Here is a 22,887-nt window from a genome sequence, read left to right as displayed (position 1 = left end):
CCAGCGTGCCGAGCGCCCAGCCGACGCCGATCCGCAGCAGCGAATAGGACAGGTGCTGCCAGAGCGCGCCGCTCGCGGTGAGCTGATAGATCGCGCGCGCGATCGCAAGCGGCGCCGGCAGGAACAGCGGATTGACCAGGCCGGCGCTGCCGGCGGCCTGCCAGATGACGATCACCAGGAGCAGCGCGAGCCATCCGGCATGGCGGCTGGTGGCGGGCACGAAGCCGGCGCCGCGAAAGCCGACCGGCCGCGTCTCGGCAGCTGCGTCTGCCCGCGGCGCCGCACGTTCAAGCATGCTGCACCTCCCGCTCGGCATCGATCGCCTCGTCGCGGATCAGGGACCACAATCGATTCTGCTGATCCAGCAGCCGGCCTCGCGCGCCGGCATCCCCACGCGCGCCGCGCGGCAGCGGCATGGTCACCACCTCGCGAATGCGGCCGGGCCGGCGGGACAACACCACGATGCGGTCGGCGAGCCGCACGGCCTCTTCGAGATTATGCGTCACGTAGACCGCGCCCATCGCGCCGTCGGCGAGCAGGCGAATGAAATCCTCCATCAGGAGCTCGCGCGTCTGCGCATCCAATGCCGACAATGGCTCGTCCATCAGCAGGATCGCGGGCCTCACCGCCAGCGCGCGGGCAATGCCGGCGCGCTGGCGCATGCCGCCGGACAATTGCTTCGGATAGGCGCCGCGGAAATCGGCAAGACCGGTGCGGCGCAGCGCATCGTCGACCAGCGCGCGGCGCTCGGCGACGCCGAGCGGGCTGTGCAGCAGCGGAAATTCGACATTGGCCTCGACCGTGCACCAGGGCAGAAGCGCAAAGTCCTGGAATACGAAGGTCAGCGGATTGAGGCTGCCGGGCGGCGGCGCGCCGCGCAGCTCGGCCATGCCGGCGACCGGCCGCAGCAGGCCGCCGAGGATCGAGAGCAGCGTGCTCTTGCCGCAGCCGGAGGGCCCGACGACCGCCACTACCTCGCCGGCGCGCACCGCGAACGACACGTCATCGAGCACGTCGAGTTCGCCGAAGCGGTGGCTGATATGGTCGGCGATCAGGTCCATTTGCTCTTGTCAGATTGCTTTTCTCGTCATTATCGACCTCGACCAGCATCCATGTGGCCAGTCATTCCGGGTCTGGCGCTTCGCACCGTCCCGGAATGACGGCGGCTGTTCAGTCCGACTTCACGAAATCCTTGTCGATGATTGCGCCCGCGTCAAACCCCTTGTCGACGAAGCCCTGCTCCTGGAGCCATTTGATCTGGTTGTCGACGTTCTTGATGTCGAGCTTGCCGTCCGGATCGATATAGGCGCAATTGCCGATGACCTGCTCGACCGCCAGGTTGGTGTATTTGGCAATGATTTCCAGATCCTGTTTCGTCTTGTCGTTGATCACGGCCTTGCCGTCCGTCACCGATGCCAGGATCACGTCGTGATATTCGCGGTCGGCGCGATCGAGCACGGCAAGCAGCTTCGTCACGAGCCCCTTGTTGGCGAGCGTCTTCGGCGAGGCGAACACCGCACCGAGCTGCCACGGCGTCTCGTCGCCGACCCAGCCCAGAAGTTTCACCTCGCCTTCGTCCATCAGCTTTCGCGCCGTCGAGACCGGCAGCAGCGCGGCATCGACGGTCTCGCCCTTCAAGGCAGCTGCGGCGTTCGAAAGCGATTGTAGCGGCACGATCTTCACGTCGCCGAGCCTGAAGCCGTATTTGTCGGCAAGCAGGCCGATCGAATAATGAAAGCTCGAGCCGACCTGCGTCACCGCGACCCGTTTGCCGGCGAGATCCTTCGGCGCCTTGAGGCCTGCCGCGAAGGCCTTGTTGCTCGCGAAGTAGCCGATCAGGGGATACCCCGCCTTCTCGCGGCTCATGCCGCCGATGACCTTCAGCGTGCCCTTGCCGGCGAGATTGAAGAGGCCGGCGGTGAAGGCGGTGACACCGTAATCGACGTCGCCCGAGGTGGTGGCGACCGCGATCGGCTGCGCTGCGTCGAAGAATTTCAGCTCGACGTCGAGGCCGGCATCGCGGAAATAGCCCTTGTCCTGGGCGATGAACACCGGCGCCGACGACGACAGGCGCAACACGCCGATCTTCGCCTTGACCGGCTCGTCGGCGCGTGCGGCGACGGCCATCGTCAACGCCACGAAGCCCGCGAGCACAAGCCGCGTCCATCCCGCCATCCACGTCTCTCCGTCGCGCGCATCCGATTAGGGCGCCCTGTGCCGCCAGCTCCTTGCAGCTTTGAGGGCGCATGACCCACCAGGCCGATAGTGGTCAGCCTCCGGTAGGCAATTTTCGCGATATCGGCAAGGGCGGCGAGCCTTGGACCTATCGTTCGCGATCCTGAGCACCATGATACACGCCGAGGATCAGTACCTCGTCCGGGTCCATCACCTGGTAGACGACAATGTAGGGCAGACCGCGCACAAACCCATTCATGGGTACCCGGGACACGACCGACGTGCCCCATACGTGGAAATTGGACAAGACGCTCGGCCGCGAGCCGAATGCGTGCGATGATCTGTGTAGCGGCGGTGGGATTGCGTTCGTGAACGAAGCCGAAAATCGCGCCGATGTGCTCTCGCGCTTGCTCCGTATAGCGCAGCCTCATAGGCCACAGGGTCTCCAGAGCAGAGCCATCTGCTCGTCGGTCGCGAACGTTCCCCTGCCCTCGCGGATATCGCGCTGAATACGTGCGACTTCCTCCGCCTGCGCATCGGTCAGCCGGTAACCGCTGGAGTCCTGGCGCTCCATCTCGAGCAGGATTTCGGCAGCATCCTCCTGACGTTGCCTGGGCCATTGCCGGATACGTTCGAGAACGTCTTCGAGGTCCTTTGTCATGGCGGTCATATAGCAAAACCGCGCGCATTCGTCACGGCCTGCCGCCCGGCCCCCGCTTCACGCCGCCGAGCGGATCGTATGCAGGAAGTCGTCGACATTGCCCCTCAGCGACACCGCCTGCTGTTGCAGCGCGGCGGCCGCCGCCAGCGTCGCCTCGGCGCCGGTGTCGGTCTCGCCCGCCACCGCGCGCACGTCGACGATCTCGCGGCTCACCGCGGCGGTGCCGCTCGCCGCTTCCTCGACATTGCGGGCGATCTCGCCGGTCGCAGCTCCCTGCTGCTCGACGGCCGACGCGATGGCGGTGGATATCTCGGCCATCTCCCTGACGGTCGCACCGAACTGCGTCATCGCCGTCACTGTCTCGCCGGTGGCGCTCTGGATGGTCGCGATCTGGGTGGCGATCTGCTCGGTGGCCTGCGCGGTCTGCGATGCGAGATTCTTCACCTCGCTGGCGACGATGGCAAAACCCCTGCCGGCGGCGCCGGCGCGCGCCGCCTCGATGGTGGCGTTCAGCGCGAGAAGGTTGGTCTGGCTGGCGATCGCCTGGATCAGTTGAATGATGTCGCCGATCTTCTCCGCCGCGCTGGAGAGCCCGTGAATCAATTCCGAGGTCCGCTGCGTCTCATGGGTGGCGCGGCTCGACACCGAGACCGAGCGCTGCACCTGGCCGGAGATTTCACGGATCGAGGCAGCAAGCTCTTGCGTCGCCGAAGCCACGGTCTGCACGTTCACCGAGGCCTGCTCGGCGCGGGAGGCGACGGCTTCCGCGAGCCCGCGGCCACGCTCGGCGACGCGCGCCAGATCCTCGGCGCTGCGGCCCATCTGCTCGGCGCGACCGCCGACGCCGGAAATCACGCCCTGCATGCCTTGCTCGAAGCGGCCGGCGAGCTCGGCCATCACGCGGACGCGATCGGCGTCGGATGTCTCGCGCTGCGCGGCGGCCTCCCGCTCCATGCGGCGCACGGCCAGCGCGTTGTCGCGGAACACCTCGACGGCCCGCGCCATGCGGCCGATCTCGTCACGCGATTCACCGCCGGGGATCACTTCGTCGAGCTGGCCGTCTGCCAGCGATTGCATCCGGTCGGTCATGCGCCGGATCGGACCGGAGACGCTGGCGCCGATCAGCCAAGCCAGCAGCGTGCCGAGCACGAGCGCGCCGGCCGCGGTGATGATCAACGTCTGCCGCGTGTCCTCGACGGCCGCGGCGGTCTGCTTGCCGTGCGCGGAGCGAACTGCATCGAGCTTCTGGTTGATCCGATTGACTTCGGCGCCGATCGTGGCGCCGGCCTTCGCGAGATCCGCCTGTCGCGCGCGCAGGTCAGCGGCGACCTTGATCACGTCGTCGAGCGCACTGGCGTCGGCCGCGATCGCGGTCTTGAGTGCCGAGACCAGCGATTTCAGCTTGCGCTCGTCAGTGCCCGTGATCTCGGCCTCGGTATCGGCGATGGCGAAATCGGCGTAGCGCATCGCGAGCTTGGCGTCGTCGGAATCCGCCGTCGACAGCGTGTTCGCATAACGCATCACCGAGAGACGCACCGCGTCGACCACGCTTGCAAGGCGCAACGGGTTGAGCAGCGGCTCGGCCTCGGAGCGATTGGCCAATGCGACCTGGATGCCACCGACGTTCAAAGCCGCGACCGCGCCTTGGGCATCGGTCCTGGTCGTGGCGGCGCGCAGACGATCGACGGCTTCGGCGGCCGCGGCAAACGACGAGCGGTAGCTTTCCAGCGCGGTGCGGACCTGGCCGATACCGTCGGCAATGGCGCTGAGCCTGCCGAACTGGCCGCCAACCTGGTCGGCGAGCTGGCCGACGCGCTCGATCGCCTTGGCCGCAGCGTCCTTGTCTCCGACGTTCCAGGTGCGGATGAATTTCTCCACCGCACCATTGGCGGTAAGCAGCGCGGCATGGACCTGCGACATGCCGGCGTCGCCGGCGGCGCTGATGACGAGCTCGTCGACGGTGCCGCCGACATGCTCGACCTGAACCATGGCGAAACCGGCAAGCAGGACGAGGAAGCCCAGCACAACCGCGAAGCCGCCGAAAATCCGCGGGCGAGTACCGATCCAGGACATCATGGAGGACAGTTTCATGGCAGTTCCAAAATGAGCTTCAAGGCGTAGACCGGATGGCGGCGAGCAGCTCCTTGCCGAACTTCTTCTCGAATTCGGCATCGAGCGGCTTCACCGCCTCGATGAAGGCCTTGCGGTCGAACGTCTCTATGACGTCCATGCCGCTGCTGCGCAGCTCGGCGACCTTCTCGCTGTCGGCCTGGGCCCGCCAGGTCGCTTCGGCTCCCGCCTTGGCGGCCGAGATCAAGAGCTCCTGGTCATGCGGATCGAGCTGCTCGAACATCGCGCGGTTGGCGACGAAGGCAATCGGCGCGAAGAAATGACCGGTCAGCGTCAGATATTTCTGCACCTCGTAGAATCGGCTGGCGGCGATGGTCGGCACCGGATTCTCCTGGCCGTCGAGACGCCCATCCTTGAGCGCGGCATAGACCAGCGGAAACTCCATCGGCACCACCTGCGCGCCGAGTGCCTGGAAGGTCATCTGGTAGACCGGGTTCGGGATCACGCGGATCTTGAGGCCCTTGACGTCGGCGGGCGTGCGGATCGGGTGCTGGGAATTGGTGAGGTTGCGAAAGCCCTGCTTGCCGAGCGCCAGCAGCACCAGCCCCTTGTCGGCGAACTTGGCGGCGATCGCCGCGCCCACCGGGCCCTGCGCGACCGCCTTGGCATGCGCCACGTCGCGGAACAGGAAGGGGATGTCGAACACGCCGAGTTCCGGAACGACCGAAGAGGTCACGCCACCGGAGATCACCGCGACGTCGACGGCGCCGCTGCGGGTCGCGGCGAGAATGGCGTTCTCGCTGCCCAGCGCATTGCCGGCGCGTTCATCGATGACGATACGCCTGCCGGAGAGTGCGAGCAGCTTCTGATGGAACTCGTCGGCACCGACCTGCTGGGGATTTTGCATCTGCGAATTGAACGCCAGCGACATCAGCTTCGGCGAACCGACCACCGGGGGCGAGATCAGCAGCACCGAGGCTGCCATCATCGAGCCCGCAAGCCAAAATCCTCGTAACTGTCTGCGCATTTCACACCACCACCCGGCAACGCCCGCAGACCTAGCAAGGAATGATGGTTAAGGGCTTAAGAAGGCGAGCATCGGCCTCCGTAGTTCAACGGAGGCGTAAGCGGTAGAGTGGGCCAAGCGAACCATTTGCATTGGAACCTGCCACGCAAAGGCAGGAGCGTGCCCACCAGCCGCGGTCGCCGCATCCAAAGATGGTGGGCACGTCGCTTCGCTCCTTGGCCCGCTCCTACGTCGGGTCCCACCTGCCGGCCCGCTTCTCGGCAAACGAGGCGAGGCCTTCCGCGGCCTCTGTCGTCTGGCGCCTGGCGGAATGCAGCTTCACCAGCCGATCATAGGCCGCGTCGTCGACGGCCATGCCGCCGAACGAGCTTTCCATCGCAAGTCGCTTGGTCTCGGCCAGCGCCTCCGGCGCGTTGGCGAGCAACTGCTCGACGACCTTGGCGCCGGCGGCGTCGAGTTCGGCGAGCGGCACAACCTCGTGCACGAGGCCGATGCGGCGCGCATCCGCCGCATCGAAGCGCTCGCCGGTCAGCGCGTAGCGGCGTACCTGCCGCGTGCCGATGGCGTCGCAGAGTTGCGGGATGATGATCGCGGCGGTCAGTCCCCAGCGCACCTCCGTGATCGAGAACATCGCGTTGTCGGCCGCAATCACGACATCGCAGGCCGATATCACGCCGGTCCCGCCGCCGAAGCAGCCGCCCTGCACCAGCGCCACGGTCGGCACCGGCAGGCGGTTGAGCCGCTGCACCGCTTCGAAAGTGGCGCGCGACGCCGCCTCGTTCGCGGCAGGCGATTGCGGCCGCACGCCATTGATCCATTTCAGGTCGGCGCCGGCCTGGAAATGGCGGCCGTTGCCCTTCAGCACGACGACCCGCAGCGGCTTGCCACCGAGATCGTCCATCGCCGCCAGCACGCCCTGGATCAGGCCGGCATCGTAGGCGTTGTTCACTTCGGGGCGGTTCAGCGTGACGGTGGCGACACCGCGGGAGTCGAGTTCCCACAGCACGGGATTGGCGGTCATCGCATGTCCTTTCGGCGAGGGGCCGTCTTGGACGCGCATCGCTCGGCCGGTTGCGCCGCGCGCGCCCTTGTGGAAACCTCACATTATCTTACGCATTCCTACAGGACCTTCCACCCCATGCGGATCTGTATCTTCGGCGCGGGCGCCGTCGGCAGCCACCTCGCGGTGCGGCTTGCGCGCGCCGGACACGATGTTTCCTGCGTGATGCGCGGCGCGCATCTTCACGCGGCAAGGAACAACGGCCTCACCCTTCGCGTCGGCCATGACAGCTTTCCGGCGCAGGTCGCGGCCTCCGACGATCCGGCGGCGCTGGGCCCGCAGGACGTCGTGATCTCGACCTTGAAGGCGACCGGCATCGCGAGCCTCGCCGACGGGCTGAAGCCGCTGCTCGGCGACGACACGCCCGTGATCTTCGCACAGAACGGCATACCCTGGTGGTATGACATCGGCCTGCCGGCCGATCACCCGCCGGCGCCCGACCTGTCGTTCCTCGATCCCGGCGGACGGTTGCGCGCGACGGTGCCGACGGCGCGCATCATCGGCGGGGTGATCTTTTCCTCCAACGAGGTGATCGAGCCGGGCGTGGTCGAAAACCTGTCTCCGGAGCGGAACCGGCTCCAGATCGGCGAATGCGATGACCGGGCGAGCGAGCGGGTCGGCGCGCTGCGCGCATCGTTCGAGGCAGCGTCGGTTGAGTCGCCGCCGGTCCCGAACATCAGGGAGGCGATCTGGTCGAAGCTCCTGACCAACATGTCGATGTCGGTGCTGTGCCTGCTCACCGGTCAGACCGCGCGCGGCGTGCGCGATGAGCCGCTGTTCCGTGACGTGATCCCGCGCCTGCTCGAGGAGGCCAACGCCGTCGGTCAAAGCTGTTGCCCCGAGGTCAAGCGCGTCAGCCGCTCCGGGCCTGCGCCCGAGCACAAGCCGTCGATCCTGCAGGACTACGAGCTGGGCCGCGCCATGGAAATCGACGTGCTGGTGCGCGCGCCGGCCGCCTTCGCGCGCGCCGCCAACCTCGCGACGCCGATGCTCGACTTCCTTGGCGCCCTCGCCACCCAGAAGGCGCGCGACAAGGGGCTGTATGCGGCATGAACGCGCAACCATGACAAGGAGGCGGGAGAGGATACATGGAAGTCAGGGACAAGGTCTGTGTCGTCACGGGCGGCGCGAGCGGCATCGGCGCGGCGGTCGCCCGCGCCTGGGCCAGGGAGGGCGCGCGCGGCGTCGTGGTCGCGGACCTGAAGACCTCGCGCGACCGTCTCGCCGAAGTCGCGGGCGACGTGGACGGGCTGGCGGTGACCGCCGATGTCGGCGAGGAGGCCGACATCCAGGCGCTGATCGCGGCGGCGGAAGCGAAATACGGCCCGATCGACGTGTTCTTCTCCAATGCCGGGCTGTCGCGCAAAGGGCAGGACAGCGCCTCCGACGCCGACTGGGACGTGAGCTGGCGGGTGCACGTGATGAGCCACGTGTTCGCAGCGCGCGTGCTGGTGCCGAAGATGCTTTCGCGCGGCTCCGGCTATCTGCTCAGCACCGCGTCCGCCGCAGGGCTGCTCGCCTCGCTCAATTCCATGCCTTACGGCGTGACCAAGAGCGCGGCGGTGGCGCTCGCCGAGCATCTCGCCATCCAATATGGCGACCGCGGCATCCGCGTCTCCGTGCTGTGTCCGCAGTCGGTGCAGACCGGCATGACCGTGCCGGGGCCGAGCGCTGCGCGGGTCGACGGCGTGCTGCAGCCCGAGGAGGTCGCGCGCATGGTGATCGAGGCGATGGCGGAGGAGCGCTTCCTCATTCTCACCCACGCGCAGGTGCAGGAATACATGCTGCGCAAGGCCTCAAGCCGCGAGCGCTGGCTGTCCGGCATGCGCCGCCTGCGCGATCGGATCTACGGGACGAAGGCCGGATGAGATTCACAACCCGGGCGGAGCCGCAGGGTGGCTGAGGCGCGGCGCGCCGTGCCCACCATTGTCTCGACATGGCGGCCGCGAATGGTGGGCACGCTTGCGCCTTCGTGTGGCGAGCTTACGTGCATGTGGTCGCTTAGTTAGCCCACCCTACCCATCTTCGCGCCGCGCCCGGTCAATGATACCTGGCGCGGCCGTGGGAGGCGCGGAGCGTCCACAGCGAGCGGCTGTCGGCGAGCAGCGGCTCGGCCACCACCTTGCTGCTCTGACTGTCCTGCAGCGCGCCCACGAAGTCGGCGAACCATTGCTGGATGGAATGGCCGGAGAGCTTCTCCATCATCGCCTCATAGCGCATCCGCCGCTCCGGCAGCGGCATCGACAGCGCGGTCACGATGGTGCGCGCCATGCCGTCGATATCGTGCGGATTGACCAGCAGCGCAGTGTCGAGCTCGTTGGCGGCGCCGGCGAATTTCGACAGCACCAGCACGCCGGGATCGGCCGGATTCTGCGCGGCGACATATTCCTTGGCCACGAGGTTCATGCCGTCATGCAGCGGCGTCACCACGCCGACCTGCGCGGTGCGATAGAGCCCGGCGAGCACGCCCTGGCCAAAGCCCTTGTTCAGATAGCGGATCGGTGTCCAGTCCACCTCGCCGTGGCGGCCGTTGACGTCGCTGACGCGCTTGGCCACCTCGTTCTGCAAATTGCCATAGGCCTCGATCGAGCCGCGCGAGGGCGTGGCGATCTGCAGCAGCGACACGCTGCGCAGGAACTGCGGATGCTCGGTCCACAGCCGATCGAACGCCGTGATTCGATTGAGGAGGCCCTTGGAGTAGTCGAGCCGGTCGACACCGATCGCGAGACGCTCGCCGTTCAGGCTGCGGCGCAGCCGCGATACATCGGGATGCGTGACCGCCTTGGCGGCGTTCTGCGCGAATTTCTCCGCATCGATACCGATCGGAAAAACCGAAAAGCGCGTGCGGCCGTGCTGCGACAGCACGACGTCGTCCTGCACCGCGAGCTCGAGCTCGGCGCGGACATAAGAGAGGAAATGCTCGCGGTCCTGCTCGGTCTGGAACCCGACCAGGTCGTAGGCCAGCATCGCCTCGATCAGCTCGCGATGACGCGGCACGCTCTCGACCACGCCGCGCTCCGGCCACGGCGTGTGCAGGAAGAAGCCGATCGGCCCGGTGACACCGAGCTCGCGCAGCTCGGCGCCGAGCGCGAGGAAGTGATAGTCCTGCACCCAGAACGCGGTGTCGGGCTTGTTGAAGCGCAGCAGCGCGCGCGCCATGAAGGCATTGACCTCGCGATAGCTGCGATAGTCGTCGGCCGAGACGCGGATCAGGTCGCTGCGCGAATGCAGCGCCGGCCACAGCGCCGAATTGGCGAAACCTTCGTAATAGCCACCGTAATGCGCGGCCGGCAGGTCGAGCAGCGCCAGCGCGCCGGCGCCGAGCGACTCGATCTCCGCGAATGGTTCCTTGTGCAGGCCATCCCGCACCCGGCCGGAGGAACCGACCCAGATCGCTCCGGACTTCTCGACCACGGGCAGCAGAGCGGCGGCAAGCCCGCCGGTCATGGGTTCGTTGGCTTTGCCGCGCGCGACGCGGTTCGACACGACGACGAGGTTCAAAGGTGAACTCCTGATGGCCCGAGCATTTAACAACTATTCATCATTGTGGTTCCTTTAAGGGCATGAATTGAAACTAAATTCAGGCATAGACGATGGAACCCGGCGCAAATACGAATAAAGTAAAAATTGCTAGCGCGAAGGCACGCTACCGTGCGGAAAAAAGCTCAAGGCGGCCACAAAGTGTGCGTGGACGCGAAGCGATGATGGCCGGCGCGTGGCGCCGCCCCGATGGCGGTTCCGCCAAACAACCATTCAGTTGAGCAGCCGCGCGAGGAAGGCGCGCACGTCGGAAGGCGAATCGAAGTGGCCGTCGACGCCGATCGCGCGACGTCCGACGGAGAACGAAAGCCCATCGTAGTCGGGCATCATGGCGAAGACGGATTCGTCGGTGACGTCGTCACCGATGAACAGCGGCTTGCGGCCCTGGAACGGCGTACGCGTCATCAATTCGCGCACCCCGCTCGCCTTGGTGAAGCCGGCCGGCTTGATCTCACAGACGAACTTTCCCGGCAGCACCTCGATCGGCGCGTTCGGCAGGTCGGCGCGGATCAGCGACACGGCCTCATAGATCGCCTTCTCCGCATGCGGAGCGAGACGGTAGTGCAGCGCCAGCGAATAGCCCTTGTCCTCCAGCAGGATTCCGGGGCTGAGATGCGCGATCGTCGCAAGCCGCCGCTTCAGCTCCTTGTCGAGCGGTGGCGCCGCCGCAGCGGTGGCGTCGCTCTCGGCCATCAATCGCATCTCGGCGCCGTGGCCGCCGACCACGGGGAATTGCGCCGGGGCGAAGATCAGGTCGATGTCGTTGAGCGAGCGGCCGCTGACCAGCGCCAGCGCACCCGAGGTTTTTTCCTTGAGCCGGTTCAGCGTGTCGGCGAGATCCGGCGGCACCCAGACCTCGCGCGGCGTCGGCGCGAGATCGAGCAGCGTGCCATCGATGTCGAGCAGGATCGCGACGTGGTCGAGATGCGGCACCAGAAGATGCGGCACCGGGACGACTTCGGGCGCTTCGTCGCCGCGATCCTTGGGTGTCGGCCGCTCGGCCAGATCGTCGCTCATCTCGTGCTACTCCACCGCGGCAAGCGGCTGCGCCACCGTTTCCAGCGACTTCCGCTCGGCTGAGACCGCATAGCGCCAGGCGATCAGCGCCGCAACGATCATCAGCACCGCACCGAACAGATAGCCCGCAAAGACGCTGCCGCGCGAGCCGGTATCGATCAGCGCCCCGAACAGCGCGGGACCGGCCACACCGCCAATACCGGTCCCGATGGCATAGAACAGCGCGATCGCCAGCGCCCGCACTTCGAGCGGAAAGGTTTCGCTGACGGTGAGATAGGCCGCGCTCGCCGCGGGCGAGGCGAAGAAGAAGATCACCATCCATGCGATGGTCTGGGTCTGTGCGCTCAGCGCGCCGATCTGGAACAGGTAGCCGGACAGCGCGAGCAGCACGCCGGAGACGCCATAGGTCAGCGCAATCATGACCCGGCGGCCGAGCGTGTCGAACAGCCGGCCGAGCAGCAGCGGCCCGAGGAAATTGCCGGCCGCGAAGGGCAGGATATACCAGCCGATATGGTCGGAGCCGATGCCGTAGAAATCAGTCAGCACCAGCGCGAAAGTGAAGAAGATCGCATTGTAGAAGAACGCCTGCGCGACCATCAAGACAAGCCCCACCAGCGCGCGCCGGCGATAGGTCGAGAACAGCGTGTGCGCGACCTCGCCAAGCGGGGTGTGGTCGCGCATCTTGAGTCTGATTTTCGCAAAGCCCTGCGCGCTGTCCTGCTTGTGCCCGATCACGCTTTTCTCGATGCCGTCGACGATCGCATGCGCCTCGTCGGGATGGCCGTGGATCATCAGCCAGCGCGGACTTTCGGGAATCCACATCCGCATCACCAGCACGATCAGCCCGAGCGCAGCGCCGATGAAATAGGCGAGCCGCCAGCCGAGATCGGGCCCGGCAACGGCGGGATCGAGCAGCAGAATCGCGCTGGCCGCGCCGATCGCCGCCCCGATCCAGAAGCTGCCATTGATGACGAGATCGGTCCAGCCGCGGTAGCGCGCCGGCACCAGCTCCTGGATGGTCGAGTTGATGGCGGTGTATTCGCCGCCGATGCCGGCGCCGGTGAGAAAGCGAAACAGCGCGTAGCTCATCACGCTCCAGGAGAAGGCGGTCGCGGCAGTGGCGCTGAGATAGAGCGCAAGCGTGATGAAGAACAGTTTGCGGCGGCCGATGCGGTCGGTGAGCCAGCCGAAGCCGAGCGCGCCGAGCACGGCGCCCAGAAGATAGGCGCTGTTGGCGAAGCCGACATCGAGATTGGAGAACTGCAGCGTCGGCGACTGCTTGAGGGCGGCGGACAAGGCACCCGCCAAGGTCACCTCGAGCCCATCGAGGATCCAGGTGATGCCGAGCGCGAGGATGACGCGGGTGTGAAAGCCGCTCCAGGTCAGGCTGTCGAGGCGCGATGGGATCGTGGTCTCGATGATGCGGCCGCCGGCGTTCGTAGCGGCGGAAGGAACAACGTCATTGTCACGGATCGGCTGTACGCTCATCGATCGACCAATGCAAAAGGCCCTGAGCACGAAGGCGTGCCGGGCCATCCGAAGGCGCTGGCAGCAGGTTCTTGAAACTGCCCGTCGTCACAACGCCTCGGGGCCGTCGCGGGTTCCCGAAGTCCGCCATCAGGAACGGATCGCCGCCATCCTCGTTTCGCCATAAAGGTGAGGAGCTGCGATGGCGGAACGTAAACGCAAGGGCACGACGCGCGGCGCTGGAGCACGCAAGGCGAGCCGGAAGCCGACCGCCCGCAAGGCATCGACCCGCCGCCGACCCGCACGCAAGTCGGGAGCGCACACGACATCGCCGAAACGATGGTCGGCCCGGGTGACGCGGGAGAGCGACGCGCTGGACCTCAAGGGCGGCGTGTTCAAACAGTCGAGCGCGACGAGGATCGCCGCGTCGCTGAAGCGCTCGGCGGAGAAGAGCTCGCGCCGCAAGGCCGGCGCCTATCGCTCCGCGCTGTCGATGTTGACCTTCTACATCAACCGGGCCGGGAAGAACCTGCCAAAGTCCCAGCGCGATCGACTCGAACGCGCCAAGGTCGAGCTGAAGCGGCAGTTCGGACGAGATTGAGTTCCGGATCGAGTCACGGCGAAATCGAAGGCCCTCCGCCTATTCCGGAATCTCGCCAAACGTGTCGCCCGCCGGCAGCACGGCGTGGCGGATCAGGCGGGAATCCTCCACCGCGGCCTGGCGGTGCTTCACCGCCTCGCGATAGACGGGGTCGCGGATCATCTCCACGAAGGCGGCAACGCTCGGATATTCGGCGATGAAACAATGGTCCCAGCGCTCCTCGCTCGGGCCGATCAGCATCAGTTCGAATCGGCCCTGCCAGACGATGCGACCGCCGAGCCGCCTGAAAACCGGTCCGCTTTCCCTGCCATAGGCCGCATACGCTTCCGCGCCGCTCGCCTTGCGGCCGTCCGGATAGGCCGCCTCCTTGCGCAGCCTGACCAGATTGAGCATGTGGATCGGCCCGGGCCGGTCATTGTGCCGGAACTGCGCAAACACTTCCTTGGTCGGATCGATATGGCCCATGCGGCCCTCCCTGCTCTTACGCTCAACCGATCTTAGCACGCTCCACGCCTACCCTAATGCCGCGTTAACCTTTGGGTAAGGAGCCCTTAAACTCCGCACGCTAGCTTACGCCCCAGGGGGCGGGGTGTGAGCGGCGTTCGGCGTATGACGTTGGGACGGAAAAAGAGCAGCGCGCGCAAGGAGCCGCAGTTCGGTATCAGCGCCTCGCTCGCCGCGCTGCGCCTGTCGCCGGAGGACCGCATCCCCACGCCCGCCGACGAGAAGCCGCCCAAGAAGTCCGCCAAATCATCGGCCAGGCGCAAGCCCGAGCCCAGCCGCAAACCCGAGCCCGATCCGGACGAGGACGAGCCCACCCCCGCGCCGAAGCTGCGCGAGCGCCGGACCGATGCCGGCAAGCGCAACAAACCGCGCGGCAGCCTCACGCTGTCACGCTTTTGCTATTGGGTGCTGGTGCTCGGCATCTGGGCCGGAATCGTGCTGATCGGCGCCGTGGTCTGGGCCGGCGCGCATCTGCCGCCGATCCAGTCGCTCGAAATTCCCAAGCGGCCGCCGACCGTCGAGATCACCGGGCTGGACGGCAGCATGCTGGCGCAACGCGGCGAGATGGCGGGCGCCAATGTGGCGCTGAAGGACCTGCCGGCCTATCTGCCGAAAGCCTTCATCGCGATCGAGGACCGCCGCTTCTACTCGCATTTCGGCATCGACCCCTATGGCATCCTGCGCGCCGTGGTGGCCAACCTCGCGCATCACGGCGTTTCGCAGGGCGGCTCGACGTTGACGCAGCAGCTCGCCAAGAATCTGTTCCTGACCCAGGAGCGCACCTTCGCGCGCAAATTGCAGGAGGTGGAGCTCGCGCTATGGCTGGAGCGGAAATATTCCAAGAACGAGATTCTGGAGCTCTATCTCAACCGCGTCTATTTCGGCTCCGGCGCCTATGGCGTGGAAGCCGCCGCGCAGCGCTATTTCGGCAAGTCCGCCAAGAACGTCACATTGGCGGAGGCCGCGATGCTCGCTGGCCTCGTCAAGTCGCCCTCGCGGCTGGCGCCCAACCGCAATCCGGAGGGCGCCGAGCAGCGCGCCCATGTCGTGCTGGCGGCGATGGAGGACGCCAATTTCATCACCGACGCCCAGGCCCAGGCCTCGATCACCCGTCCCTCCATCTCGGTGAAGCCGGCCGGCGCCGGCACGATCAATTATGTCGCCGACTGGATCGGCGAGGTACTCGACGACCTGGTCGGCCAGATCGAGGAGAGCATCGTGGTCGAGACCACGATCGACCCGAAGCTGCAGAGCCTTGCCGAGGCCGCCGTGATCGACGAGCTGGCCGCCAAGAGCGTGAAATTCAACGTCAGCCAGGGCGCGCTGGTGGCGATGACCCCGAATGGCGCGGTGCGCGCCATGGTCGGTGGCCGAAACTACGCCGAAAGCCAGTACAACCGCGCGGTGACCGCCAAGCGCCAGCCCGGCTCGGCGTTCAAGCCGTTCGTCTATCTGACCGCGATGGAGGCCGGGCTGACGCCGGAAACGGTGCGGTACGACGCGCCGCTCGACGTCAAGGGCTGGAAGCCCGAGAATTACAGCCGTGAATATTTCGGACCGGTGACGCTGACCCAGGCGCTGGCGATGTCGCTCAACACCGTCGCGGTCCGCGTCGGCCTCGAGGTTGGCCCGCGAAACGTGGTGCGCACCGCGCATCGACTCGGCATCGCCTCCAGGCTCGAGCCCAACGCCTCGATCGCGCTTGGCACCTCCGAAGTCTCCATGGTGGAGCTGGTCGGCGCCTATGCGCCGTTCGCCAACGGCGGCTTCGCCGTCTCCCCGCACGTCGTGACGCGGATCCGCACCGTCGACGGCAAGCTGCTCTATGTCCGCCAGGTGGACGAGCGCGCCCAGGTGATCGAGCCGCGCTATGTCGCCGAGATGGACACCATGATGGAGCAGACGCTGATCTCGGGCACCGCGCGCAAGGCCGAGATCCCGGGCTGGGTCGCAGCCGGCAAGACCGGTACCAGCCAGGATTTCCGCGACGCCTGGTTCATCGGCTACACCGCGAACCTCGTCACCGGCGTCTGGCTCGGCAATGACGACTCCTCGCCGACCAAGAAGGCGACCGGCGGCGGCCTGCCCGTCGAGGTCTGGACGCGCTTCATGCGCGCTGCGCATCAGGGCGTGCCGGTCGCCAGCCTGCCGAACGCGCAGCTCGCGCCCTTCCCCACCCTTGCCCAGATCGCCTCGCAGATCACTGGCCCCGCGACACCGCCGCCGCCCGTGCAATCGGGCTACGGCTATCGGCCACCCCCACCGCCAACGCGCTCAGCATATTCCGGGCCGGTGCGGCCGGAGCCGGCCGCGGGCCTCGACGGCTGGCTGACAGATCGGCTGTTCGGCAGCGGGCGATAGGGCCTGGCAAGGGGCGCACACACGCCGCATATTCTCCGCTGGATCACCCGCGGAAGCGGGTGATCCAGCATTCCAGAGACGGCAGTGATGGAATCGATAGGCCACAGCGTGCTGGGTCGCCCGGTCGCGCCGGGCGACGACACCGGAATCAAAACGGTGCAGGTCGAGGCTCTAATCCTCGATGCCGTAGCGATGCAGATCGTTGCCGTGGGTGTCGAGCCATCTCTTGGCACGCTCGACCGACGGGCAGATGCGGGCGACCACCCGCCAGAACCGCGGCGAGTGGTTCATCTCGACCAGATGCGCCACTTCGTGGGCCGCGAGATAGTCGAGCACGTAGGGCGGCGCGAGGATCAGCCGCCAGGAGAACGACAGCGAGCCCGCCGAGGTGCAGGAGCCCCAGCGGCTCGACTGATCGCGGATCGACAAGCGCTTGACCCGCACCGACAGCGCCTCGGCATGATATTGGGCGGACTTCTGCAGGTCCTTGCGCGCCTCACGCTTGAGGAAATCGCGGATGCGGCGGTCGGTGTGCTCCGGTCCGCCGGCGACGCACAGCACCTTCTCGCCGGAGTCGCGCATCTCCGTCCACACCGTGCCGCGCTCGCCGGCGCGATGAACGATGCGGTGCGGCGTGCCGCGCAGCGGCAACACCGTGCCCGGCTGGAAGGGCGCGGCCTTCGGCAGCCGGCCGAGGCGCGCCGCGATCCAGCCGCCATGGAGCTGCGCAAAATCCCTCGCCTCGGCAATGGTGCCGCGCGGCGGCATGGTGAGGATCGCTTCGCGGTCGGTCGGATGGATGCGCAAAGTGTAACGGCGCGCGCGCCGGTGCCGGCGCAGTCGGATCGCAAAGACCTGCGAGCCATGCTTGACCAAAAGAGTCGAGGGTTCGGCGGGCCGCCGATACAGGAGCGCGCGAGTGGCCATTTCCGTCATTCCGGGGAGAAGCAGTCCGCCCGGATTCTGCCATATCCATCGCGAAGGGAAGCGCCCGGCGCAAAAACAAATCATTTGCCCAATATACAGGGGTTTTGATCGCACCGGGCGCTACAGGATGGGGTGACGAGGATCAATTTTGGCGGTCAAATCTAGGTTCCCCGGGCACCAAAGAGTGACTTAACAATCACTCCTTGAGCGCAAAGGAATCAACCTACCAAAATACCGATTTTCAGCGCGCAGCATCGCACCAAAGGCTGTCCACCAGGGACTGGCGCGCGCGGCAGTTCCGCGCGCAAACCATTGCGAAGACTCTCTTATTCGGCGGCAGCCGCGAGCAAAGACTTCGAACTGGCGGCCGATATCATGAAATCGGAGATGCGCGGCACGATCTCGGAGCGAAAGCGGGAACCGTTGAACACACCATAGTGTCCGACTCCGGGCTGCATGTAGTGCACACGGCGGTGCGCGGGGATCGAGCTGCACAATCGATGCGTCGCCTCGGTCTGACCGAGCCCCGATATGTCGTCGTTCTCGCCTTCCACCGTCATGAGCGCAACCCTCGTCACCTTCGAAGGATCGACCGGACGGCCGCGATGAGTCATTTCACCCTTCGGCAACGCGTGGCGGATGAACACGGTCTCGACCGTCTGCAGATAATATTCGGCAGTGAGGTCCATCACCGCGAGATATTCGTCGTAAAAGTCGCGATGCTTGTCGACGAGATCGCCGTCGCCCTTCACCAGGTTGCGGAACAGGGCCTTGTGAGCGTCCATGTGGCGATCGAGGTTCATGCTGATGAAGCCGTTGAGCTGCAGGAAGCCCGGATAGACGTCGCGCATCATGCCCGGATGCGGGAACGGCACCTTGGTGATGACGTGGCTGCGGAACCAATCGATGCCGCGCTGCTCGGCGAGCTTGTTGACCGCAGTCGGATTGCAACGGGTGTCGATCGGACCGCCCATCAGGGTCATCGACAGCGGCACGAAGGGGTCGCGGTTCGCCTCCATGACGGACACGGCGGCCAGCACCGGCACCGACGGCTGGCACACCGCGACCACGTGCATGTTGCCGCCAAGCGCATGCAGCATCTCGATGAGGTAGTCGATGTAATCGTCGAGGTCGAAGCGGCCCTCCGCCAGCGGCACCATGCGGGCGTCGGCCCAGTCGGTGATGTAGACCTCGTGGGTTGGCAGGAAAGCCTCGACCGTGCCGCGCAGCAGCGTCGCATAATGGCCGGACATCGGCGCCACGATCAGGATGCGCGGCTGCGGGTTGCGCAGCGGCCGCGTCATCCGGCGATCGAAATACAGCAGGCGGCAGAACGGCTTTTCCCAGACACTGCGGATCTCGACCGGAGTGCGGATGCCGCTGACCTCGGTGTCGACGATGCCCCATTCCGGCTTGCCATAGCGGCGCGTGGTGCGCTCGAACAATTCGCAGGCCGCGGCGACGGACTTGCCGAGCTCGGTGTGGGTGAGCGGGTTGAGTGGATTCTGAAACAGGATCTTGGTCGCATCCGTGATGGCGCGCGCCGGGTTGAGCGACGCGTGCGCCATCTCGTACATCCAGTACATCGGCGTCGTGAGCGCCGGACTGCCTTCGGCCACCAGTGGCGGTGCGCCGCCAAACTCACCAATCGGCATTTCAAATTTCCCTTCGCAACGCAGCATAGTGCCGAATGCGTAATTAAGCGTCAATGCGTCGCATCGGGATATGTAGGGTGCGCCGGTACGGAAGCGCCCGGGAATCCACGGGAAAGTGACCTATTCGCCACCGCCGAGCAGGGAGCCGTGCCGTCGGGCGCTCTGCAAAAAGGCAAGAAATGCTGCAAATGAAGCCAACAGCAGCAGGGCGTTGAGCGCCAGCGCCGCCACCATCAGGTCGGCACGGAAGACGTGATCGATCAGGAGCGCCCGCATCCCCTCGAAGACGTAGGTCGGCGGCAGCGACCAGGAAACGTATTGCAGCCAGTGCGGCAGCACCCGCACCGGATAATAGACGCAGGCGAGCGGCATCAACGCGAACATCAGCGTCCAGACGATGCTTTCCGCGCCGAGCCCATTGCGCAGCACGAGCCCGGACACGAATACCCCGACCGACCAGCTCGTGAAGATCAGGTTGCAGAAGAAGGCGATCAGCGGCAGTCCCAGGCCGTAGATGTTGAACTCGAAGAAGATCAGGGCGAGCAGCGACATCGGGACGACCCCGATCGCGAGCCGGATCAGGCTCATCGCCATCAGCGCCATCAGGAACTCGATCGGCTTCAGCGGGCTCATCATCAGGTTGCCGAGATTGCGCGCCCACATCTCCTCCAGGAACGAGATCGAGAAGCCGAGCTGGCCGCGAAACAGGATATCCCACAGGATCACGGCGCCGATCAGCGTGCCGCCGGCGCGGACGAAGAAGTTGGCGTTCTGCGCGATGTAGCTCTGCAGGAAGCCCCAGGTGATGACCTGCAGGACCGGCCAGTAGGCGATCTCCAGGAGTCGAGGCCAGGACGACAGCAGGAGGTACCAGTAGCGCATGATCATCGCGCCGATGCGGCGACCCGAGATGCCCCGGTTCGACAAGGCGAGCTCGCTCACGGCACCGCCTCCTGCGCCCCGCCGCGCGCGACATCGAGGAACACCTCCTCCAGTGTCGCGCGATTATACCGCGCCATGATGCGATCCGGGCTGTCATCGTCCTCGATCCGGCCGCGCTTCATGATGATGACGCGATCGCACAGTCTTTCGACCTCGAGCATATTGTGCGACGCGAGCAGGATCGTGGCCTGTCGGCCCTTGCGATAGGATTCCAGATGTGCCCGGACCCAGTCGGCGGTGTCTGGGTCGAGCGAGGCGGTCGGCTCGTCGAGCAGCAGAAGCTCGGGCCGGTTGATCAGCGCCTTCGCCAGCGCCACGCGCGTCTTCTGGCCGGCGGAGAGCTTGCCGTTGGCGCGGTCGAGGAACTCGTCGAGGTCGAGATCGCGGGCCAGCTCGGCGATCCGCTCGCGCAGGTTCTCGACCGCATAGAGCCTACCGAAAATAGTGAGGTTCTGCCGCACCGTGAGCCGCATCGGCATGTCGACATAGGGGCTTTCGAAATTCATCCGGCCGAGCACGTCCGCGCGCCGCGCGGGCATCGACAGCCCCAGCACCCGCACGCTTCCCGCGGTCGGCAGCACCAGGCCCATGATCATCGCGATCGTCGTGGTCTTGCCCGCGCCGTTGCCGCCGAGCAGTCCGGTGATGCTGCCGCGGGCGATGGAGAACGAAATATCGTCGACTGCGCGCGTCTTCTTGTAGAGCTTGGTCAGATGCGCGACCTCGATCGCGGCCGAAGCGGCGGTCGTGCGCGAAGGGGCTCGGTCTGCGTCAATTTGATCCATGCCCGGCGTTCATTGGGCCATTGTGACGGCAAGCGCAACCCTCGACATGGACGGATGGCCGAATTTGTCGTCGGCACCGCGCGTGGTTAGACTTGCGGCCCATGGCAGAGATCACGGTTTCCAAGCTGCATCCGCAGCGTCACATCCGCCTGGATACGATCCTGCGCCTGCGCTGGCTCGCGGTGCTCGGCCAGCTCGCAGCGATTTTCGTCGTGGAGCAGGGGCTCGAATTCGAGCTGCCGATCATCCCCTGCCTCGTCATCGTCTGCCTGTCGGCCGCGATCAACCTCGCGCTGCAGATCGCCTTCAATCCGATGCAGCGGCTGATGCCGCTGCATGCAGCCGGTCTGCTGGCGGTCAATATCGTCGAGCTGGCAGGGCTGTTGTTCCTGACCGGCGGATTGCAGAATCCGTTCTCGTTCCTGTTTCTGGCGCCGGTCCTGATCTCGGCAACCGCGCTGCCGATGCGGCTGACGATCGCGCTCGGGCTGTTGGCCGTCGCGTGCGCCTCGGTGCTGGTGTTCTTCTTCATGCCGCTGCCCTGGGACGGCGAGGAGCCGTTGGTGCTGCCGCCGATCTACCTGTTCGGGGTGTGGCTCTCGATCGTGCTCGCCATCGGCGTCACCTCGCTCTACGCGTTCCAGGTCACGGAGGAGGCGCGCAAGCTGTCCGACGCGCTGGCCGCGACCGAACTCGTGCTGGCGCGCGAGCAGCACCTGACCCAGCTCGACGGACTCGCGGCCGCCGCCGCCCACGAGCTCGGCACGCCACTCTCGACCATCACCGTGATCTCGCGCGAACTGGAGCGAACGCTGCAGAGCAACAAGGAGGTCGCCGCCGACATCAGGACGCTCCGCGAGCAGGCGCAGCGTTGCCGCGACATCCTGGCCAAGATCACCCAGCTCTCCGCAACCGGCGCGCCTTTCGACCGCATGAAGCTGTCGACGCTGATCGAGGAGATCGTGGCGCCGCACCGCGACTTCGACGTCGTGATCAAGGTCCGGATCGCGGTCTCGGGCGCGAAGGAGCCGGTCGGCACGCGAAATCCGGCGATCCTCTATGGCATCGGCAATATCCTGGAGAACGCGGTCGATTTCGCTCACACCGCGGTGGAAGTGAACGCATGGTGGAATAACGAAACGGTCGAGATCGTGATCTCCGACGACGGGCCGGGCTTTGCGCCGGATATCCAGAAGCGGATCGGCGAGCCCTATTTGTCGCGCCGGCGCGGCGCGGACGATACGCCGACCGAACATTCAGGCCTGGGGCTTGGCGTCTTCATCGCCCGCACGCTCCTGGAGCGGACCGGCGCCAGGATTTCATTTACCAACCGCATCTTCCCGGATCACGGAGCCGTGGTGCAGATCGACTGGCCGCGGGCCCGCTTCGAAGCGACCGAGGAGCACGATGAGACCGCCGCTTGACGGTAAGGGAGAATCGACTTTCGGCGCCCTTGGCAGCGCCGGATCGGCTCGCCATATGTTTGTTCCATCTCACACGGGGATACCAAGTCTTGTCCGGGACCGCCGAACTTGCCGACTATGCCGACCGCTCGCTCCTGATCGTGGAAGATGACAAGCCGTTCCTGGAGCGGCTCGGGCGTGCGATGGAGACTCGCGGCTTTACCGTCGCCTCTTCCGAAAGCGTCGCCGACGGCCTCGCCCAGATCGGAAAGTCGGCACCGGCCTTTGCCGTGGTCGATCTCAGGCTCGGCGATGGTAACGGCCTCGATGTCGTCTCCGCACTGAAGCGCAAGCGGCCCGACGCCCGTGTCATCGTGCTGACCGGCTATGGCAACATCGCCACCGCCGTGACCGCGGTGAAGATGGGCGCGGTCGACTATCTCGCCAAGCCGGCCGACGCCGACGACGTCGTCGCAGCCCTGCTCGCGACCGGGACGGAGAAATCCGAGCCGCCGCAAAATCCGATGTCGGCCGACCGCGTGCGCTGGGAGCACATCCAGCGCATCTATGAGATGTGCAACCGCAACGTCTCGGAGACGGCGCGGCGGCTCAACATGCACCGCCGCACCCTGCAGCGGATCCTCGCCAAGCGCGCGCCGCGATAGGCGGCTGGGCCTCGCAAGCGCGCGATG

21 protein-coding genes and 1 pseudogene are annotated in these 22,887 nt (G+C 66.1%); 6 read left to right on the top strand and 16 right to left on the bottom strand.

Translation table 11 applies throughout. The annotated features are described in order from the left end of the window. The 8 genes and pseudogenes from JOY90_RS05240 to JOY90_RS05210 all read right to left on the bottom strand — a co-directional run. A pseudogene (locus JOY90_RS05240) lies at positions 1-295 on the bottom strand (ABC transporter permease); the annotation flags it as partial. Continuing rightward, on the bottom strand, positions 288-1,061 hold the full coding sequence (locus JOY90_RS05235; RefSeq protein WP_291690087.1) for an ABC transporter ATP-binding protein: 774 nt from the start codon (positions 1,059-1,061) through the stop codon (positions 288-290). The gene JOY90_RS05235 and the pseudogene JOY90_RS05240, both read right to left, overlap by 8 nt. A 109-nt stretch (positions 1,062-1,170) precedes the next feature. Then, positions 1,171-2,175: an ABC transporter substrate-binding protein gene (locus JOY90_RS05230; protein ID WP_291690086.1), complete on the bottom strand. Its 1,005-nt coding sequence runs from the start codon at positions 2,173-2,175 to the stop codon at positions 1,171-1,173. After that, on the bottom strand, positions 2,130-2,606 hold the full coding sequence (locus tag JOY90_RS40070; protein ID WP_367276883.1) for a type II toxin-antitoxin system RelE/ParE family toxin: 477 nt from the start codon (positions 2,604-2,606) through the stop codon (positions 2,130-2,132). The genes JOY90_RS05230 and JOY90_RS40070 overlap by 46 nt, the downstream gene beginning before the upstream one ends. Next, the gene (locus JOY90_RS05225; protein ID WP_291690085.1) at positions 2,603-2,836 is read right to left on the bottom strand and encodes a hypothetical protein; all 234 of its coding nucleotides are present in this window, start codon (positions 2,834-2,836) and stop codon (positions 2,603-2,605) included. Before JOY90_RS05225 ends, JOY90_RS40070 begins: the two co-directional genes overlap by 4 nt. 57 nt (positions 2,837-2,893) lie before the next feature. After that, entirely contained in the window at positions 2,894-4,927 is a 2,034-nt protein-coding gene (locus JOY90_RS05220) for a methyl-accepting chemotaxis protein (protein ID WP_291690084.1), read from the bottom strand. 19 nt (positions 4,928-4,946) lie between these two features. Further along, complete coding sequence (locus JOY90_RS05215; protein ID WP_291690088.1) at positions 4,947-5,891, bottom strand: TRAP transporter substrate-binding protein; 945 nt, start codon at positions 5,889-5,891, stop codon at positions 4,947-4,949. Between the two features lie 268 nt (positions 5,892-6,159). Continuing rightward, positions 6,160-6,954: an enoyl-CoA hydratase-related protein gene (locus JOY90_RS05210; protein ID WP_291690083.1), complete on the bottom strand. Its 795-nt coding sequence runs from the start codon at positions 6,952-6,954 to the stop codon at positions 6,160-6,162. A 117-nt stretch (positions 6,955-7,071) separates the two neighbouring features. On the opposite strand from JOY90_RS05210, the gene JOY90_RS05205 reads away from it, so the two are divergent. Together JOY90_RS05205 and JOY90_RS05200 are read left to right on the top strand one after the other, a co-directional pair. Further along, on the top strand, positions 7,072-8,046 hold the full coding sequence (locus JOY90_RS05205) for a ketopantoate reductase family protein (protein ID WP_291690082.1): 975 nt from the start codon (positions 7,072-7,074) through the stop codon (positions 8,044-8,046). Positions 8,047-8,081: 35 nt separating this feature from the next. Continuing rightward, complete coding sequence (locus tag JOY90_RS05200) at positions 8,082-8,861, top strand: SDR family oxidoreductase (RefSeq protein WP_291690081.1); 780 nt, start codon at positions 8,082-8,084, stop codon at positions 8,859-8,861. A gap of 172 nt (positions 8,862-9,033) precedes the next feature. Here JOY90_RS05200 and JOY90_RS05195 read toward each other — a convergent pair whose 3' ends face one another. The 3 genes from JOY90_RS05195 to JOY90_RS05185 all read right to left on the bottom strand — a co-directional run bounded on the left by JOY90_RS05195 (position 9,034) and on the right by JOY90_RS05185 (position 13,038). After that, the gene (locus JOY90_RS05195) at positions 9,034-10,494 is read right to left on the bottom strand and encodes a trehalose-6-phosphate synthase (protein WP_291690080.1); all 1,461 of its coding nucleotides are present in this window, start codon (positions 10,492-10,494) and stop codon (positions 9,034-9,036) included. A 252-nt stretch (positions 10,495-10,746) separates the two neighbouring features. Further along, positions 10,747-11,550 carry a trehalose-phosphatase gene (otsB, locus tag JOY90_RS05190; protein ID WP_291690079.1) on the bottom strand — a complete coding sequence of 268 codons (804 nt, stop codon included), beginning with the start codon at positions 11,548-11,550 and terminating at the stop codon, positions 10,747-10,749. 6 nt (positions 11,551-11,556) lie between these two features. Continuing rightward, the gene (locus tag JOY90_RS05185; RefSeq protein WP_291690078.1) at positions 11,557-13,038 is read right to left on the bottom strand and encodes an MFS transporter; all 1,482 of its coding nucleotides are present in this window, start codon (positions 13,036-13,038) and stop codon (positions 11,557-11,559) included. Between the two features lie 181 nt (positions 13,039-13,219). Here JOY90_RS05185 and JOY90_RS05180 point away from each other — a divergent pair, with 181 nt between their 5' ends. Beyond that, complete coding sequence (locus JOY90_RS05180; RefSeq protein WP_291690077.1) at positions 13,220-13,618, top strand: DUF3175 domain-containing protein; 399 nt, start codon at positions 13,220-13,222, stop codon at positions 13,616-13,618. 39 nt (positions 13,619-13,657) lie between these two features. Here JOY90_RS05180 and JOY90_RS05175 read toward each other — a convergent pair whose 3' ends face one another. After that, complete coding sequence (locus JOY90_RS05175; RefSeq protein WP_291690076.1) at positions 13,658-14,083, bottom strand: DUF1330 domain-containing protein; 426 nt, start codon at positions 14,081-14,083, stop codon at positions 13,658-13,660. 144 nt (positions 14,084-14,227) lie between these two features. Between JOY90_RS05175 and JOY90_RS05170 the strand changes: the two genes are divergently transcribed. Continuing rightward, positions 14,228-16,483 (top strand): transglycosylase domain-containing protein, encoded by a 2,256-nt coding sequence (locus tag JOY90_RS05170; protein WP_291690075.1) that lies wholly within the window; start codon positions 14,228-14,230, stop codon positions 16,481-16,483. A 171-nt stretch (positions 16,484-16,654) separates the two neighbouring features. Here the strand turns inward: JOY90_RS05170 and JOY90_RS05165 are convergent, their stop codons facing one another. The 4 genes from JOY90_RS05165 to JOY90_RS05150 form a co-directional block, all read right to left on the bottom strand. Continuing rightward, a complete protein-coding gene (locus tag JOY90_RS05165; protein WP_291690074.1) occupies positions 16,655-17,494 on the bottom strand; it encodes a M48 family metallopeptidase in 840 nt (279 codons plus the stop codon). Positions 17,495-17,736: 242 nt separating this feature from the next. Beyond that, positions 17,737-19,065: a polyhydroxyalkanoate depolymerase gene (locus JOY90_RS05160; protein ID WP_291690073.1), complete on the bottom strand. Its 1,329-nt coding sequence runs from the start codon at positions 19,063-19,065 to the stop codon at positions 17,737-17,739. 120 nt (positions 19,066-19,185) lie between these two features. Continuing rightward, the gene (locus tag JOY90_RS05155; RefSeq protein WP_291690072.1) at positions 19,186-20,007 is read right to left on the bottom strand and encodes an ABC transporter permease; all 822 of its coding nucleotides are present in this window, start codon (positions 20,005-20,007) and stop codon (positions 19,186-19,188) included. Next, the gene (locus JOY90_RS05150; protein WP_291690071.1) at positions 20,004-20,792 is read right to left on the bottom strand and encodes an ABC transporter ATP-binding protein; all 789 of its coding nucleotides are present in this window, start codon (positions 20,790-20,792) and stop codon (positions 20,004-20,006) included. The genes JOY90_RS05155 and JOY90_RS05150 overlap by 4 nt, the downstream gene beginning before the upstream one ends. Positions 20,793-20,893: 101 nt before the next feature. Here JOY90_RS05150 and JOY90_RS05145 point away from each other — a divergent pair, with 101 nt between their 5' ends. Together JOY90_RS05145 and JOY90_RS05140 are read left to right on the top strand one after the other, a co-directional pair. Continuing rightward, positions 20,894-22,216 (top strand): ActS/PrrB/RegB family redox-sensitive histidine kinase, encoded by a 1,323-nt coding sequence (locus JOY90_RS05145; protein WP_291690070.1) that lies wholly within the window; start codon positions 20,894-20,896, stop codon positions 22,214-22,216. 89 nt (positions 22,217-22,305) lie between these two features. Further along, positions 22,306-22,860 carry an ActR/PrrA/RegA family redox response regulator transcription factor gene (locus JOY90_RS05140; RefSeq protein WP_291690069.1) on the top strand — a complete coding sequence of 185 codons (555 nt, stop codon included), beginning with the start codon at positions 22,306-22,308 and terminating at the stop codon, positions 22,858-22,860. The last annotated feature ends 27 nt before the right edge of the window (positions 22,861-22,887 follow it).

The sequence above is a fragment of the Bradyrhizobium sp. genome (assembly GCF_019242285.1).
In the GTDB taxonomy this organism is placed as follows: Bacteria; Pseudomonadota; Alphaproteobacteria; order Rhizobiales; family Xanthobacteraceae; genus Bradyrhizobium.
This window is presented reverse-complemented; position numbering and strand designations above follow the sequence as displayed.